The sequence below is a fragment of the Longimicrobium sp. genome, from assembly GCF_035474595.1.
GTDB lineage: Bacteria > Gemmatimonadota > Gemmatimonadetes > Longimicrobiales > Longimicrobiaceae > Longimicrobium.
In genome coordinates, this window is record NZ_DATIND010000052.1 from 1 (window position 1) to 16,002 (window position 16,002).

Below are 16,002 nucleotides of genomic sequence, written 5' to 3' on the forward strand. Positions count from 1 at the left end.
GCTCAAGACTAGGGAGACGTCATCCTGAGGCCGGCCACAGTGCAAGCTGAATCTGCACAGGTATTTGCAGGCCGAAGGATCTATAGCCGGTGCCGCACGTTCGCTGAGGAAATGCACAGCCGATCCTCGAAATCGGTATCAATTCCAAAAAACAACGGAGCCGGCGGAGGAATCTTCCTCTGCCGGCTCCGCCGCATTCCTGCGGGCGTGGCTACTTGGGATCGTGGCTACTGGGAGTCCGTCTCCAGGAAGTAGTCGCCGTAGTCGCCCGACTGGAAGCTGGTGACCGCCAGGTAGTACGTCCCCGACGAAAGGTCCGCCGCCAGCTCGGAGAAGCCGGTGCCGCCATTGTCCTCCTCCGCGATCACGTTCCCGAACTCGTCCAGGATCTCCACGTACGGATCGATCGTGTTCGAGGTCACGGAGGCGAACACCGTCCGGAAGCTGCTGACGCGGAAGCGGTAGAACTCCACCGCGCTTCCGTCGGTGAGCTGGCAGTCGCCCGGATCCAGGGTGCCGCTGGCGCTGTTGCCCAGCGAGAAGCTGTGCACGCGGTCGCAGCCCAGCCGGTTGTCGTTGAAGGTGCTGCTGTCGCAGCCGGACAGCAGCGCCACGGGCACCAGCAGCGCGAACAGGGAGAGGGAACGTCGCATGGGTACGTCTCCGGAAACTCGGGATGGGGGCCCGCACACCCGCGCGCGGACCGACCGCGCACTCCCGGCCCATCGCCAGGTGTTTGCGCGTGCCGGAGGCGAGATTCAAGTCCCGCGCCCGCCAGGGAACCATGCGGAGAAGATCGGGACCCGGGAGATGCCAAGTGGTTTCGTATCAATAAGGTAGGCGAATCACGGAGAGCGCTGCGAGATGCTTTCGCGTCCACCCCGCATCCCCCGCGATGTCCCCCGCGGCGCCCGCGGAATGGCCTCCGATGGCGACGCTCGCACTCATCGCCCCCGATCTCGGGCTTCCCGATTCCACCCCTGATCCCCTACCCGCGAAGGACCTGTTGCGCGCAGGGAAGCAGAGCAAGGGAGGACGCTCTCTGCTCCTCCGCTTCTCCGCGTGAGCCCATCTTTTTCTGATCCCTGATTCACCGCCGCGCCATCGCTGGCGGGAAATCTCCAACTCCGGTGTGGAGATGGAGATGCGCCGCTGATCGATCCCGGTCCGCAAACCGCCCGCACGGCGCGTGCGTGCTGCCGTGCCGGGAATGGAACTTGCTCCCCGCACCGCCCGGCGGCGGGGATGTGCGCACCCGCCGAGAACCGGAAACATCCGGCCGCGCACCCCAACGTTCGGAGGACTTTACCGTGGCCCTCACCCGGAACACGTCGCGCGCGATGCAGCGGCAGACCGACCTTGCGACCGCGGTGGCGCAGGAAAAGCTGCTCGACACCCACGTCCGCCACGTGCTCGCCCTCGTGGAGCTGGTGAATGGACAGGTCCCGTTCGACGCCGCGCTCGACATCTACGCCCGCATCCTGCGGCTGAACCCCGAGCAGGCGCGCAACGTGGGAAGCCGCGCCTTCGCCGAGCTGGGGCGCCGCGGCGTATTGCAGGGCGGTGACGAAGTCACGCTGATGGAAGACGACGCCGCCGACCGCGAGGACGCGCGGCGCCCGGGCACGGACGACGGCGGGCGCTTCGAGCAGGTGTTCTCGCGCGTGCGCCGCCGCATCCGCGGCCGCGTGCAGGACGACCTGCGGCACCGCATCAACCTGGCCGCCGCCCGCGCCGAGGACGACCTCTTCGAGCAGCACGTGGCCAACGCGCTGGAGTTCGCGCGCTCGCTCTCGGCCGAGGTGCCGCTGCACGAAGCGGTGGACCTGTACCTGGAGATCATGTCGGTTCCCGAGGGCGTGTCGGACGTGGTGTTCAACCGCGCCCTGCGCCACGTGGCCGACAGCGAGCTGCCGCCGCTGGAAAGCGCCGAAGTGGCGGCGCAGACCGCCGCCTGAGGACCGACGGAGGCGCTCCGCTGACGCGGCGGGGCGCCGGCAGGGTTGGGGGTGACGTGCGAAACCCTTCGCGCGTCGCTATCTTGCGCAACGTGATTCTGGCGTTCGGCACCGAAACTGCATATTCCTAACGGAGTATCGCACCAACGGAACCGCGGGCGCGCACGGCGAACGGGCCGCACCGGCGCGGGAGAAGCGTCCTCCCGCACGCCGGCCGATGGAGGGGCATGGGGGGCACGTGGGGGGGCATCGTGTGGTCGGGATTCGTCGCGGGCGTGCTCGCGGCGTCCGTCCTGTGGCTGTTCCGCACTCTTGGTCTTACCCGGCTCAGTGCCACTGGCCAGCTCGGCTGCCTCTTCTACGACGACCCTCGCCTGCCCATGGCCGAGACCCTCGGCTTCGGGCTGTTCCTGGCGCTCCACGCCACGCTGCTGGCCGCGCTCTTCGTGGCCGTGCTGCGTGCCGTGGGCGGCCCCGGTTGGGGCACCGGCGTGGGGATCGGGGGAGTGTTCGGCGCCCTGCTGGCCGCCGCGCTTCCCTGGCTGGCCAAGGCCAGCCGCTGCGTGCGCATGGGCCGCGTTCCCGCGCCCGGGCACCTGGGGTTCGAGTGGGGGCAGGCCACGCCGGTGGCGCTGATCGCCGGATACGCGGTTTACGGAGGCGTGCTGGGAGCCGTGCTGAACGCCCTGTCCACCCGCGCCCCCTGAACGGGCGCCGAAACGCGAGAGGAGGTGCGCCGCACGAGCCGTGACGGGAGGGGGAGGCCGGGTTTCGGCAGGCTCCCCGGAAGCAGGTGTGCTGTGTGTGGTCGGGAACGTGTGTTGGCGGGCACCCCGTGCGCAACGCGACGGAAAAGGGGCCCAATCACCTGGTTCGGAGAGGACTCATGAAACGAACGCTCACATCCGCCCTTGCGGCCGTGATGCTGGCGTCGGCGGCGGGGCATGCGCGCGCGCAGGACATGGGAGACATGACCGTGCGCACCGCGCCCCAGTTCGACATCGGCATCTTCGGCGGCGGTGCGTGGACCAGCAGCTGGTTCACCATCGGCGACAACGGGTACAAGCCGGGCTTCTCGCCGGTGTTCGGCGCCGAGGCCACCTTCTGGCTGAGCCCCACCTTCGGGCTCCGGCTGGACGGGAAGTACTTCCCCACCAAGCTGCCGCAGAACAGCGACACGTTCACCAGCGACCGCTGGCTGAACAACATGTGGACGTACGACCTGGACCTGATGTGGCGGCCGCTGTTCTGGTCGTCGAACAACGCGTGGCTCAGCTCGCTCTACCTGTTCCTGGGCGGCGGCGGTCTGACCTCGGACCCGGTCGGCGACCGCTCGTGCCTGGCGACCGTGCTGTTCCTGGCCAACGGGGTCTGCGTGCCCGACAGCCGTGACATCGGCACGGTGGGCCAGGGCGTCGCGGGTCTCGGCATCGACGTGTTCCCCATCACCCCGGGGATCGGCATCTTCCTCGAGGGCGGCGTGCACGGCTACGACTCGCCGGCGCACGTGAGCGAGAACGCGCAGAACGCGGAAGACAAGTTCGCCTTCACGCCGTACGCGGTGCTGGGGCTGAAGGTCGGGTTCGGCAACATCATTCCGCCGCCGCCCCCGCCGCCTCCCCCGCCGCCGCCGCCCCCGCCGCCGCCTCCTCCGCCGCCGCCTCCGCCGGTGCAGGAGATGCAGACGATCAACGTCTGCGTGCTGCAGAACGGGCAGCTGACGAACGTGCAGGCGCAGTACAACCCGGCGACCGGCGACACCACCGGCGTGCCGATGGTCACCGAGGGCTACGCGGCCAACGCCACGTGGTACATCAACAACGAGCCGGTCACCTTCAACGGCCGCCGCTACGTGAAGTACGGGCTGCCGCGGGTGCTGGGTGTCACCGAGGTCTCGAGCGCGGGCACCTACCAGGGTGTGCCGGTGTTCGCCGAGACCGGCGCGAACATGGCGCGTCCGGACGTGATCTACGTGCCGGTGCGCACGGGCTGCGAGTTCCAGCCCTACCAGGTCGAGGTGAAGGCCGGCGCGGTCCGCGGCTGATCGCAATCGCCTGACGTGACGGAAGGGCGCCTCCGCGAGGGGGCGCCCTTTCGTCGTCTGCTCCGGAGTGCGGAAGTGCGGAGGCGGTGATATTCCGGGCTGTACATTGTCGTTATGCGGAGCGTTGGGGGATCACCGCTGTGCCTCCCGATTCAGGAATCTTCCCGCATGAGCGCCTGGAATGATGCTCCCGCTCCCGGCTGCTGGACTGCGACGTAATACGGTGCCACATTGCGGTGGTGCAGTGAAGGCACGGAATCCGGGCAGCGGCGGGAGAGGCATTCATGCCCCATTCCGATGCCATTCTGGCGTGGACGGGCGTGTCTTTTCCTGCATCGGGCTCGCATCGAGACGGGGGAGGAGGGGCCTGATAGCACCACCGTGTTCACTCCGCCGTAAATGTGGAAAACTTTCGATGTTCTTTCATGGACCGAACTTAGGTGTGGCGCGGCGTCGGGGCGGGCGGCCCGTGTGCAATTTTGGAGAAAGCATGGCATTTTTCTTGTATGGCCGTGTGGCGATGTACTGCTCGCCCCTGGACGCGGGGCTGGGCGTGCGTTTCACCCTCCTTAGGAGAAAGCGATGAGAAAACTCGCAACGTCAGCGCTCGCAGCCGCGCTGGTGGTGGCGGGGGCGGCGGGGCAGGCGCGGGCGCAGGACATGACCGTGCGCACGGCGCCTCAGTTCGACCTCGGCATCTTCGGCGGCGGTGCGTGGACCAGCAGCTGGTTCAGCATCGGTGACAACGGCTACAAGCCGGGCTTCTCGCCGGTGTTCGGCGCCGAGGCCACCTTCTGGCTGAGCCCCACCTTCGGCCTGCGGCTGGACGGGAAGTACTTCCCCACCAAGCTGCCCCAGAACAGCGACACGTTCACCAGCGACCGCTGGCTGAACAACATGTGGACGTACGACCTGGACCTGATGTGGCGGCCGCTGTTCTGGTCGTCGAACAACGCGTGGCTCAGCTCGCTCTACCTGTTCGTGGGTGGCGGCGGTCTGACCTCGGACCCGGTCGGCGACCGCTCGTGCCTGGCGACCGCGCTGTTCCTGGCCAACGGGGTCTGCGTGCCCGACAGCCGTGACATCGGCACGGTGGGCCAGGGCGTCGCGGGTCTCGGTATCGACGTGTTCCCCATCACCCCGGGGATCGGCATCTTCCTCGAGGGCGGCGTGCACGGCTACGACTCGCCGGCGCACGTGAACGAGAACGCGCAGAACGCGGAAGACAAGTTCGCCTTCACGCCGTACGCGGTGCTGGGGCTGAAGGTCGGGTTCGGCAACATCATTCCGCCGCCGCCCCCGCCCCCGCCCCCGCCGCCGCCGCCCCCGCCGCCGCCCCCGCCGCCGCCCCCGGCGGTCGTGGAGACGACGACTCCGGTGACGGTGTGCGTGGTGCAGAACGGCTCGCTCACGACCGTGTCGGGCACGTACAACACGGCCACGGGTGACACCACCGGCCTGCCGATGGCCGAGGCGAATGCCCAGAGCGCGACCTGGTTCATCAACAACGAGCCGGTGACGTTCAACGGCCGCCGCTACGTGAAGTACGGCCTGCCGCGCGTGCTGAACGTGGGCGACGTCAACAGCGTCGGCACGTACCAGGGTGTGTCGGTGTTCGCGGAGCCCAGTGCCAACGCCCAGCGTCCGGACGTGATCTACGTCCCGGTCGGGTCGCGGTGCGAGTTCCAGCCGTACCAGGTGGAGCAGAAGGCCGGCGCGGTCCGCGGGTAACCGCGGTCGCAACAGCCTGACGTGACGGAAGGGCGTCCCCCGCGAGGGGGGCGCCCTTCCGGCGTTCAACGGAATGAGTACGAAAGTACAAACCTGCGGAAGTTGGATGAGGCTCCTCATCGCACTCACGCACTCACGCACTCACGCACTCACGCACTCACGCACTCACGCACTCACGCACTGCGGTCCCGTACTTCCGTACTCTCGTACTTTCGTACTCGCCCGCCGCAAGTACATTGTGGCGCGGCACACGGAATCTGCGACTCACACCCAGAGACGGCGGCGAGGCCGATGGACGTGGCGGGCGGCGGCGCGGAGGCGCTGAAGCGGAAGGCGGCGGAGCGGGCGGCGGAATGGATCCGCGACGGGATGACGCTGGGGCTGGGCACCGGCTCCACCGTGCGCCACCTCCTGGACGTGATCGCGGAGCGGCGCGCGGCCGGCGAGTGGGCCGGCATCGTGGGCGTGCCGACCTCCGTCGACACGGAGCGCCGTGCGCGCTCTCTCGGCATCCCCCTGGCCACGCTGGCCGAGCGGCCGCGGATCGACCTCACCATCGACGGGGCCGACGAGGTGGATCCCGGGCTGCGGCTGATCAAGGGGCTGGGCGGCGCGCTGCTGCGCGAGAAGATCGTGGCCGCGGCCAGCCGGCAGCTGGTGATCGTGGCGGATGATTCCAAGGTGGTCGCGCGCCTGGGGACGAAGGCGCCGCTCCCGGTGGAGGTGGACCCGTTCGGCGAGCCGGTGCAGCCGGACTTCCTCCGCGGGCTGGGGTGCGAGCCCGTGCTGCGCACCGGGGCGGACGGCGCGCCGTACGTGACCGACGGCGGCAACCACATCCTGGACTGCCGCTTCGCCAGCGGCATCGCCGACGCGGAGATGCTGGAGCGCTCGCTGGCGCTGCGCCCGGGGATCGTGGAGTCCGGGCTGTTCCTGGGGATGGCCACGGCGGCGGTGATCGCCGGCGCGGGCGGCGTCCGGGTGATGGAGCGCGGGGGGGAGGCCACGTCATGAGGCAGGTGAAGCTGGCTCCGTCGATCCTCTCCGCGGACTTCACGCGGCTGGGCGAGCAGATCCGCGAGGCGGAGGAGGGCGGCGCGGACTGGATCCACGTGGACGTGATGGATGGACACTTCGTTCCCAACATCACCATCGGCCCGCTGATCGCCGCCGCGGCGAAGCGCTCGACCTCGCGGGTGATCGACGTGCACCTGATGATCGAGCACCCGGAGCGGTACGTGGAGGCGTTCGCCAGGGCCGGCGCCGACCATCTCGTCGTTCACGTGGAGACCTGCCCGCACCTGCACCGCACCGTGCAGCAGATCCGCGAGCTGGGGGTGAAGCCGGGGGTGACGCTGAACCCCGCCACCCCGGCCGAGGCGCTGGGCGAGATCCTGCCGTACGTGGACCTGGTGCTGGTGATGTCGGTGAACCCCGGCTTCGGCGGGCAGTCGTACATCCCCACCAGCACCGCCAAGATCGCCAGGATCCGCCGGATGCTGGACGAGCGCGGGCTGACCGACGTGGAGCTGGAGGTGGACGGCGGCATTGGCCCCGACAACGCCGCCGCCGTGGTGCGCGCCGGCGCGACGGCGCTCGTGGCCGGCTCGGCGGTGTACAACACCCACGCGTCGGTCGCCGAGAACCTGCGGCGCCTGCGCGAGGCGGCGGAGAGCGCCCTCCAGTCGTAACGATGGACCGCTCCGCTGGCGCCGCTTATCTTTGCTCCGCCGCCGGGATGGCGAAATCGGTAAACGCGGCGCACTTAAAATGCGCTGGGCACCACCCTTGGGGGTTCGAGTCCCCCTCCCGGCACTTCTTTCGACATGAAGCCCTCGCAAGCTCACCGCTCGCGGGGGTTTCCTGCGTTCGATGGGCGTTGGGCGAGCGTCCGGAACGGACTTCTTGACAGAGGAAGGGCATTGCACCATTTTGCAGAAATCTTCAACATGCGTCTGAAAACGTTAGGAGCGCCTCGGGGGCGGGCCTGGGCCGGCGCCGGGGGCGCCTGCCCGTGTTTTCCCAGGTTTCATGCGGGTGTACGCCGCGCGCACTTGCCGTGTGCGGCGCTTTGGGCTACCTTCCGACCCTGACGGACCCCCCGGCCAATTCTGAGTCGCCGCCGTACCCGCGCCTCGCGGCCCGGTCCCGATTTCCGCGTTTCTTCTCCGTTCTCAGCAGCAATCGCCTTGGCTTTACCGGCACCCACGCACGTGCACTCCGGCCGCGCCGCGGCCGTCCCGAGCCACGCAGGTGTGCCGCGCTCACCCCGCCCGCACCAGGGCACCGCCTCCGGGAGGAGTGAATGGGTCTGATCGAGAAGTGCAGCCGCTACACGCGCGCCCGTGAGGTCCAGGCGTCGGGGTTCTACCCGTACTTCATCCCCATCGAGGCAAGCCACGACACCGAGGTGGTGATCGGGGGGAAGACGAAGATCATGGTGGGCTCCAACAACTACATGGGGCTCACGCACCACCCCTACGTGCTGGAGCGGGCGAAGGAAGCGCTGTACCGCTACGGCACCGGCTGCACGGGGAGCCGCTTCCTGAACGGCACCCTGGACCTGCACGTGGAGCTGGAGGAGAAGCTGGCCGAGCTGATGGGCACCGAGAGCGCGCTGGTGTTCAGCACCGGGTACCAGACCAACCTCGGCGTCATCTCCACCCTCGTCGGCCGCGGCGACCACCTCTTCCTGGACAAGCTGAACCACGCCAGCATCGTGGACGGCGCATCGCTGGTGTACGGCACCGTGCACCGCTACGCGCACGGCGACCTGCGCGCGCTGGAGCGGCAGCTGCAGGCGGTGCCCGACACCGCGCACAAGCTGGTGGTGACCGACGGCGTGTTCAGCATGGAGGGCGACATCGCCGACCTGCCGTCGATCGTGGCGCTCACCGAGAAGTACGGCGCCGAGCTGATGGTGGACGACGCGCACTCGATCGGCGTGCTGGGGCCCGACGGCGCGGGCACGGCGGCGCACTTCGGGCTGAGCGACAAGGTGCTGCTGACCATGGGCACCTTCTCCAAGAGCTTCGCCTCGATCGGCGGGTTCGTGGCGGGGCCCGAGGTCATCCTGCACTACCTGCGTCACCACGCGCGTTCGCTGATCTTCAGCGCCAGCATGCCGCCGGCGTCGGTGGCCACGGTGCTGGCCGCGCTGGAAGTGATGAAGCGCGAGCCGGAGCGCCGCGACAACCTGTGGCGGCTCACGCACCGGATGCAGGAGGGGCTGAAGTCGCTCGGCTTCGACATCGGCCACAGCGAGACGCCCATCATCCCGGTGGTGATCGGGGAGATGGAGGACACCTTCGTGATGTGGAAGGCGCTCTTCGACGCCGGCGTGTTCACCAACCCGGTGATGCCGCCCGCGGTGCCCGAGAGCCAGTGCCGCCTGCGCATCTCGCTGATGGCCACGCATACCGACGATCACATCGACGCGGTGCTCGAGGCCTTCGCCACCGTCGGCCGCGCGATCGCGGTGATCTGATCGCTGCAGACGAGGCGCGGCTCGACGGACAATCGAAGGAGCATCGGCAGAGGAGCCGCTGGACCACAGGTCCGGCGGCTTCTTGCTGTTCTGGAGATTCGGGGACGGTGGGGAAAAGGCTTGGAGGACAGGAAGGCGAATGAATTCGCGGCAACAACGGCCCGAAGTCCGCCTTCGCGGACTCGCTCTCCCGGACTGGTGCGACGATCTTGCCTCGCGTGGGGTACTGATGGAAAGGGTGAGCTTCGCTCAGGTGCGGGGCGGGGGGAGGGGCGGTATCTTCACCGGGTCCCGACGGGGTCGCACGGGGATTGCTCTGGCGACGCGCGGCGGGATGAGATGGAATGTCCAAAGACGGGGGACGATGGACCCGAACGACGATTTCACCGCGAACGGCGCCGGCGCGGACGCAGGGGACGAGGGCGGGATGACGGCCGCCGAGGTGGTGGCCGAGGCCGAGTCGCTGGGCGCCGAGGACCGCTGGGAGGAGGCGCGCGAGCTGCTGCTCGACGCGCTGCCCGACCACGAGACCGACGCGCTCCTCCTCTGCTGGCTGGGGATCGCGTCGGAGCGGCTGGGCGACGAGGGCGAGGCGTACGAGTTCTTCCGCCGCTCGCTGGCCGCGCAGCCCACGGACCCGTTCGTTCTGGCCGCGGCGGGAACCGGCGTGGCGATGAACGACGACCCCGAGGCCGAGAGCGCGCTGCGGCTGGCGGCGATCACCGCGCCGGACTTTCCGTTCGCGCGCTCGTCGTACGGCGCGTACCTGGCGCGCGAGGGGATGTTCGAGGACGCGGAGCGCGAGCTGATCGCCGCGCGCGACCTGGCGCCCGAGGACGGCGCCGTGCGCGCGGAGCTGGCGATGACGCTGCTGCTGGCGGGGAAGACGGAGGCCGGGGTGACGGAGCTGGAGGAGGCGCTCTCGCACCTGGACGATCCGTGGCTGCGCGGGCTGTACGGGCTGGCGCTGCTGGAGACGCCGGGCCGCCACGACGAGGGCGCCGAGCAGCTCCACCAGGCGTCCACCGAGCGCACGGAGGACATGGAGATCCACCTCATCTCCGCGCTGGCGTCGGCGGGAGAGGGGTGGGAGGACGAGGCCTGGGCGGCGGTGGCGCGGGCCGAAGCCGTGGCCGAGGCGCTGGATACCGGCCTGATCCGCGAGGTGGAGGAGGCCGTGGAAGCCGGCCCCGAGGCCTCGCGCGACTTCCTTCGCGAACACCTGGGCCCGTCGCTGCTGCGCGAGCGGCTCCACCAGCGCGCCTGATCTCCCCTGTCTCCGCTCTTCTCCCCCGGCCCCGGCGACCCGCCGCCCGACGACCGCACGCTGGCGTACGGCGAGCGCGCGCCGTCCCCGCAGCCGCCGGCCGATCCGGCGCCCGAGCGCGACGAGCCCCGCCGGCGGCGGGCGCGGCGTCCGCGCGGGCCGTGGCCGGTGCGGCTGGTGCGCGGGGCCATCCGGCTGTTCCTGTTCCTGGTCGCCTGCTGGGCGCTGCTCCTGGTCTCCATCGCCGTGTACGGGCGCCGCGACGAGGCGCGGGCGGCGGACGCGATCGTGGTCCTGGGCGCGGCGCAGTACAACGGGCACCCGTCGCCGGTGCTGGAGGCGCGGCTGCAGCACGCCGTGGAGCTGTACCGCACGGGCAAGGCGGAGACGCTGATCATGACCGGCGGCCAGGCGCCCGGCGACACGGTGAGCGAGGCCGTGGTCTCGCGGCGCTGGGCGATGCGCCACGGCGTGCCGCGCGACGCGATCCTGGTGGAGACGACGGGGATGAACACGCGCGAGTCGATGCACGCGGTGTCCGAGCTGATGAAGGCGCGCGGGATGCACACGGCGGTGCTGGTGAGCGACCCCTTCCACATGCTGCGCCTGAAGCTGCTGGCCAGGCAGATGGGGGTGAAGGGGTATACGTCGCCCACCGAGAGCAGCCCGATCTCGCGCAACCCGGCGGAGGAGCGGAAGTTCCTGCTGCGCGAGAGCATCGGGCTGCCGTTCGCGCTGCTGGGGCTGGTGTAGGGGGACGGGGGCGCTCGGGAAGGCGAATGAATTCACGGCAACAACAGCACAAAGTCCCTTCGGGACTGCTGGGCTGCATTGTCGCTGCGAACCAGCATCCGCCCCGCCAGGCTGATCCCCCTCTTCCGGCTCCTCCGCGGTTCCGCGGGCGAGGGGAGAACTGATCGCGGGGGAGTGCTCCGAGCCGCAGGGATGCGGGAGAGGGCCACGCCTCCCGCCACCGCCGAAGAGTGCGCCACCCACCGCGCGCCGCTATCGAAGTTACCCCCTCCCGTTATCGGGGCCCGTTATCGGGAGGGGGTACGCGGCCCCAGCCGCGGGGGGAGGGTTTCGCGGGCTCGCGCAGCCCGGTCCGACAATGCAGTTCCATCGTGGTCCTACCGCGAACCGAGAGCACGGACGGAATGCAGATCCCGATCGAACGATACCAGCTGGACAACGGCATGAAGGTGGTGCTCAGCGAGGACCACACCACGCCCGTGGTCGCGCTGAACCTCTGGTACAACGTGGGAAGCCGGAACGAGCGTCCCGGCCACACCGGGCTGGCGCACCTGTTCGAGCACATGATGTTCCAGGGCACCGTGAACGTGCCGGACACCGGCCACATCGCCCACGTGGAGCGGGTGGGCGGGTCGCTGAACGCGTCGACCTGGCTGGACCGCACGAACTACTACGAGACGGTGCCGTCGGACCGGCTGGAGCTGATCCTGTGGCTGGAGAGCGACCGGCTGGGGTGGTTCGTGCCCGCGCTGACGCAGGAGAAGCTCGACAACCAGCGCGACGTGGTGAAGAACGAGCGCCGCCAGCGCGTGGACAACCAGCCCTACGGCGACTGGGACGAGCGGCTGCAGATGCTGGTGTACCCGCCCGACCACCCGTACCACCACTCGGTGATCGGCAGCATGGACGACCTGGACGCCGCCAGCCTGGACGACGTCCGCGACTTCTTCCGCACCTACTATGCGCCCAACAACGGCGTGCTCACGCTGTGCGGCGACTTCGACCGCGACGAGGCGAAGCGGCTGATCGAGCGCTATTTCGGCCCCATCCCGCGCGGCCCCGACATCCCGCCCATCCCCGGGCGCACGGTGGTGGAGCCGCTGAAGCTGGGGCGCGAGGTGCGCGAGACGCGTCGCGGCGGGGTGCCGCTGCCGCGGGTGTACCTGGCCTGGCGCATCCCCGTCTACGGCGCGGACGACTACTACGTGGGCGACGTGGCCACCGAGCTGCTGGCCGGCGGCAAGTCGGCGCGGATGTACCGCTCGCTCATCCGCGAGCGGCGGCTGGCGCGCGGGGTGGCGGCCTTCCTCCTCCCCGTCGTCACCGGTGCCAGCGCGCTGATCGCCCGCGGCAACGTGCCCGCCGGCGACGACCCCGCGGTGCTGGAGCGCGCGATGCGCGACGAGGTGCGGCGGCTGGCCGACGGCGAGATCGACGCGGCCGAGGTGGAGCGGGCGGTGACGGGGATCGAGGCGCGCCACGTGTTCGACCTGCAGAAGGTGAGCGAGCGCGCCGACCAGCTTTCGCAGCTGACCACCTTCTTCGACGATCCGGGATTGATCAACACCGAGCTGGACCGCTATCGCGCGGTGACGGCGGAGGACGTGCGCCGCTTCGCCCGCGAGTACCTGGGCGACGACAACCTGGTGGTTCTCACCTACGAGCCCGGCGACGCCGCGGAGGTGGCGTCGTGAGCGCGTGGAGCGAGGGCGGCGCGGCGACGGGCGCGCTGGACCGCGGCGCCGTGCCCCCGCGCGGGCCGCTGCGCCCGTACCGCTTTCCCGGCGTGCACCGGCGCCGGCTGGCCAACGGGATGTCGCTGCTGGTGGCGGAGATCCGCAACTTTCCCGTGGTCACGGTGGACATGGTGCTGGACGCGGGCGGGCTGGCCGAGCCGCCGGAGCTCGCGGGGATCGCGCCCATCACCAGCGCGCTGCTGGAGAGCGGGGCGGGCGGGATGGACGCCGACGCGATCGCCGAGCGGGTGGACGGGCTCGGGCTTTCGCTGGACGCGGGGGTGTCGTGGGACACCGGCCAGGTGGGCTTCACCTGCCTGCGCGGGCGGCTGGACGCGGGGTTCGAGCTGACCGCCGACCTGCTGCGCCGGCCGACGTTCCCGGAGCGCGAGGTGGAGCGGGTGCGCGACGAGCGGCTGACCACCATCCAGCAGCGCCGCGGCACGCCGTCCACGCTGGTGGACGAGGCCGAGGGGCGGTGGATCTTCGCGCCGGGGCTGGCGTTCGCGCGGTCGCTGGGCGGCTTGGCGCGCACCGTGGAGGGGCTGGGGCGCGACGACGTGGTGGCCTTCCACGCCCGCCGCTATCGCCCCTCCGCCGCCACGCTGGTCGCGGCGGGCGACGCCTCGGTGGACGAGATCCAGGCGCTGGCCGAGCGCTGGTTCGGCGACTGGGAGGGCCGGGCGGAGCCGGTGCCCGCGGCCGAGGTGCGGCCGCGGCTGGACCGCACCACCATCGTCGTCTTCGACCGCCCCGGCTCGGTGCAGAGCGAGATCCGCGTCGGCCACGTGGGGATCGAGCGCACGGCGCCGGACTACTTCGCGGTGATGGTGCTGAACTCCATCCTGGGCGGCACCTTCTCGTCGCGGATGAACCTGAACCTGCGCGAGCGGCTGGGCTACACCTACGGCGCATCCTCCTCGTTCGCGTCGCGGCGGCGGCCGGGGCTGTTCAGCATGTCGACCGCGGTGCAGACCGAGGTGACGGCGCACTCGGTGAGCGAGATGCTGCGCGAGCTGCGGGAGCTGCGCGAGTCGCCCGTCACCGGCGCGGAGCTGGAGGACGCACGCAACTTCCTGGCGGGGGTCTTTCCCATCGGCCTGCAGACGACCGACGGGCTGGCCGGAAAGCTGAGCACCATCGCCACCTACGGGCTGCCGGACGACTACTACCAGCACTACCGCGACGGGCTGCTCTCCGTTACCGCCGCCGACGTGCAGGACGCGGCGCAGCGCCGCCTGTGGCCCGAGCGCGCCGCCGTCATCATCGCGGGCGACGCGGAGAAGATCCGCGGCGAGCTGGAGGCGCTGGACGTGGGGCCGGTGGAGATGGGGAGCATGGAGGAGCTGGAGGCGTAGCCCGCCGCGCGATCCCCACGCGCGGCTGGATCTCACGCGGAGACGCGGAGGCGCGGAGGAGCTTGCCTGCATCCCCGCGTCTCCGCGTCTCCGCGTGAGTCATCCGCACATGATCGGGGCGATTAGGGTTGAGTTAACGAGCGTTCGAACGGGTTGAACGGGGGCGGTCCGGCGCGCATCTTCTTTCCACAAGGTGACATGAGCGACACGCAGAGCCCGGCCGGGGCGGGACTGGTCTCGCGCCGGCCGGTGCACAGGGGGCCGGTGGTGGACCTGGGGATCGACACGGTCCGCTTTCCGGACGGGTCGACGGGCGAGCTGGAGATGGTGCGCCACTCCGGCGCCAGCGCGGTGCTCCCGGTGCTGAGCGACCCCGGCGGGCCCGACCCGCAGGTGATGCTGATCCGGCAGTACCGCTACGCCACCGGCGGCTGGCTGTACGAGGTTCCCGCCGGGCGCCCCGCCCGCCCCGGCGAGCCGTGGGACGAATGCGCGCGGCGCGAGCTGCTGGAGGAGACGGGCCTCGTCGCCGGCGAGCTGCGGTTCCTGACCACCATCTGGACCACGCCGGGGTTCACCGACGAGCAGATCCGGCTGTACGTGGCCACGAATCTTTCCGGGGGCCAGACCTCGTACGATCCAGACGAGTTCGTGGAGCTGGTGCCGATGCCGCTCTCCCGCGCGCTGGAGATGGTGCGGCGCGGCGAGATCACCGACGGGAAGACGATCTGCACCCTGCTGTACGCCGCCGGGTTCGTGTTCGGGATGTAGCGGCGTCAGACGCCCGGCGGGAGGCGCGTTCTACCGGCACGGCCGCGGGCGATGTGTCGCGGGACGACGCACCCCGTCCCCCACGGTGGACAAGGACGGGGCGGCGCGGATCGGGCGCGGCGGAAAAAATCGAGGCAGATTCAGGGTTTCGGCGGTCGCGGCCACCGGGTACGTCCCGTGCCCTCTCCATCCTCCCGAAGCCTGCCCACACAGCGGTTCCTCACGAAGGGGGTTCCATGTTCGAAGTCCTGACCCACAGCCAGGCGCCACCGCAGCGAAGCACCCTCAAGTCGCTGGACGACAGCGGCGTGGTGGCGGCTTTCCTGGCGGGGAACCGGCGCGCGTTCGACGAGCTGGTGGAGCGCTACCAGAACCGGCTGCTGAACTTCGTCTACCGCACCACGGGCGACCGCGAGCGCGCCGAAGACCTGGTGCAGGAGACGTTCATCCGGGTGTACCGGCACCTGCACCGCTTCGACCAGACGAAGAAGTTCTCGACCTGGGCGTACACCATCGCCAGCAACCTGGCCAAGAACGAGCTGCGCAACCGCTCGCGCAACCCGCTGGTGCTGTTCCAGACGATCCTGAAGAACCGCACCGAGGACCAGCGCCCGCTGGAGTGGGAGGACAACACCTACCGCCCCGACGACCTGTTCCGCAAGCGCGCGCTGAAGGCGCAGGTGGACGCCGCGGTGGACCAGCTTCCCGAGCATCACCGCACGGTGTTCATCCTGCGTGAGATGGAGGGGAAGACGTACGAGGAGATCGCCGAGATCACCGACACCAACCTGGGCACCGTGAAGAGCCGCCTGAACCGCGCCCGCAACTCGTTCGCGCGGATCATCGCCCCGGTCCTGGACTGATCACATCCTCAGGGAGATGCGCCAGCGACGCTGA

Annotated in this window: 14 protein-coding genes and 1 tRNA gene; 14 read left to right on the plus strand and 1 reads right to left on the minus strand. The window is 70.1% G+C overall.

Translation table 11 applies throughout. The annotated features are described in order from the left end of the window. Window positions 1–227 precede the first annotated feature (227 nt). Window positions 228–653, minus strand: a complete 426-nt coding sequence (locus tag VLK66_RS09775) for a hypothetical protein (protein WP_325309217.1) — start codon at window positions 651–653, stop codon at window positions 228–230. 657 nt (window positions 654–1,310) lie between these two features. Between VLK66_RS09775 and VLK66_RS09780 the strand changes: the two genes are divergently transcribed. From VLK66_RS09780 to VLK66_RS09845, 14 genes are all read left to right on the plus strand, one after another. Next, window positions 1,311–1,958, plus strand: a complete 648-nt coding sequence (locus VLK66_RS09780) for a hypothetical protein (RefSeq protein WP_325309218.1) — start codon at window positions 1,311–1,313, stop codon at window positions 1,956–1,958. Window positions 1,959–2,338: 380 nt separating this feature from the next. Further along, window positions 2,339–2,665, plus strand: coding sequence for a hypothetical protein (locus tag VLK66_RS09785; RefSeq protein ID WP_325309219.1), 327 nt, complete (start codon window positions 2,339–2,341; stop codon window positions 2,663–2,665). Window positions 2,666–2,844: 179 nt separating this feature from the next. Beyond that, window positions 2,845–4,002 (plus strand): hypothetical protein, encoded by a 1,158-nt coding sequence (locus VLK66_RS09790; protein ID WP_325309220.1) that lies wholly within the window; start codon window positions 2,845–2,847, stop codon window positions 4,000–4,002. 582 nt (window positions 4,003–4,584) lie between these two features. After that, window positions 4,585–5,733, plus strand: a complete 1,149-nt coding sequence (locus tag VLK66_RS09795) for a hypothetical protein (RefSeq protein ID WP_325309221.1) — start codon at window positions 4,585–4,587, stop codon at window positions 5,731–5,733. 291 nt (window positions 5,734–6,024) lie between these two features. Further along, window positions 6,025–6,747: a ribose-5-phosphate isomerase RpiA gene (gene rpiA, locus VLK66_RS09800; RefSeq protein WP_325309222.1), complete on the plus strand. Its 723-nt coding sequence runs from the start codon at window positions 6,025–6,027 to the stop codon at window positions 6,745–6,747. Then, window positions 6,744–7,424, plus strand: coding sequence for a ribulose-phosphate 3-epimerase (rpe, locus tag VLK66_RS09805; protein WP_325309223.1), 681 nt, complete (start codon window positions 6,744–6,746; stop codon window positions 7,422–7,424). The genes rpiA and rpe overlap by 4 nt, the downstream gene beginning before the upstream one ends. Window positions 7,425–7,465: 41 nt before the next feature. Further along, window positions 7,466–7,548, plus strand: a tRNA-Leu gene (locus VLK66_RS09810). Window positions 7,549–8,038: 490 nt separating this feature from the next. After that, entirely contained in the window at window positions 8,039–9,220 is a 1,182-nt protein-coding gene (locus VLK66_RS09815; protein WP_325309224.1) for an aminotransferase class I/II-fold pyridoxal phosphate-dependent enzyme, read from the plus strand. Between the two features lie 364 nt (window positions 9,221–9,584). Continuing rightward, the gene (locus tag VLK66_RS09820; protein WP_325309225.1) at window positions 9,585–10,487 is read left to right on the plus strand and encodes a hypothetical protein; all 903 of its coding nucleotides are present in this window, start codon (window positions 9,585–9,587) and stop codon (window positions 10,485–10,487) included. Between the two features lie 168 nt (window positions 10,488–10,655). Further along, a complete protein-coding gene (locus VLK66_RS09825) occupies window positions 10,656–11,240 on the plus strand; it encodes a YdcF family protein (RefSeq protein ID WP_325309226.1) in 585 nt (194 codons plus the stop codon). Between the two features lie 404 nt (window positions 11,241–11,644). Then, complete coding sequence (locus tag VLK66_RS09830) at window positions 11,645–12,934, plus strand: pitrilysin family protein (RefSeq protein WP_325309227.1); 1,290 nt, start codon at window positions 11,645–11,647, stop codon at window positions 12,932–12,934. Beyond that, window positions 12,931–14,334, plus strand: coding sequence for a pitrilysin family protein (locus tag VLK66_RS09835; protein WP_325309228.1), 1,404 nt, complete (start codon window positions 12,931–12,933; stop codon window positions 14,332–14,334). Before VLK66_RS09830 ends, VLK66_RS09835 begins: the two co-directional genes overlap by 4 nt. Window positions 14,335–14,532: 198 nt before the next feature. Then, window positions 14,533–15,105 carry an NUDIX hydrolase gene (locus tag VLK66_RS09840; RefSeq protein WP_325309229.1) on the plus strand — a complete coding sequence of 191 codons (573 nt, stop codon included), beginning with the start codon at window positions 14,533–14,535 and terminating at the stop codon, window positions 15,103–15,105. Window positions 15,106–15,341: 236 nt separating this feature from the next. Then, the gene (locus tag VLK66_RS09845) at window positions 15,342–15,968 is read left to right on the plus strand and encodes a sigma-70 family RNA polymerase sigma factor (RefSeq protein ID WP_325309230.1); all 627 of its coding nucleotides are present in this window, start codon (window positions 15,342–15,344) and stop codon (window positions 15,966–15,968) included. Window positions 15,969–16,002 lie beyond the last annotated feature (34 nt).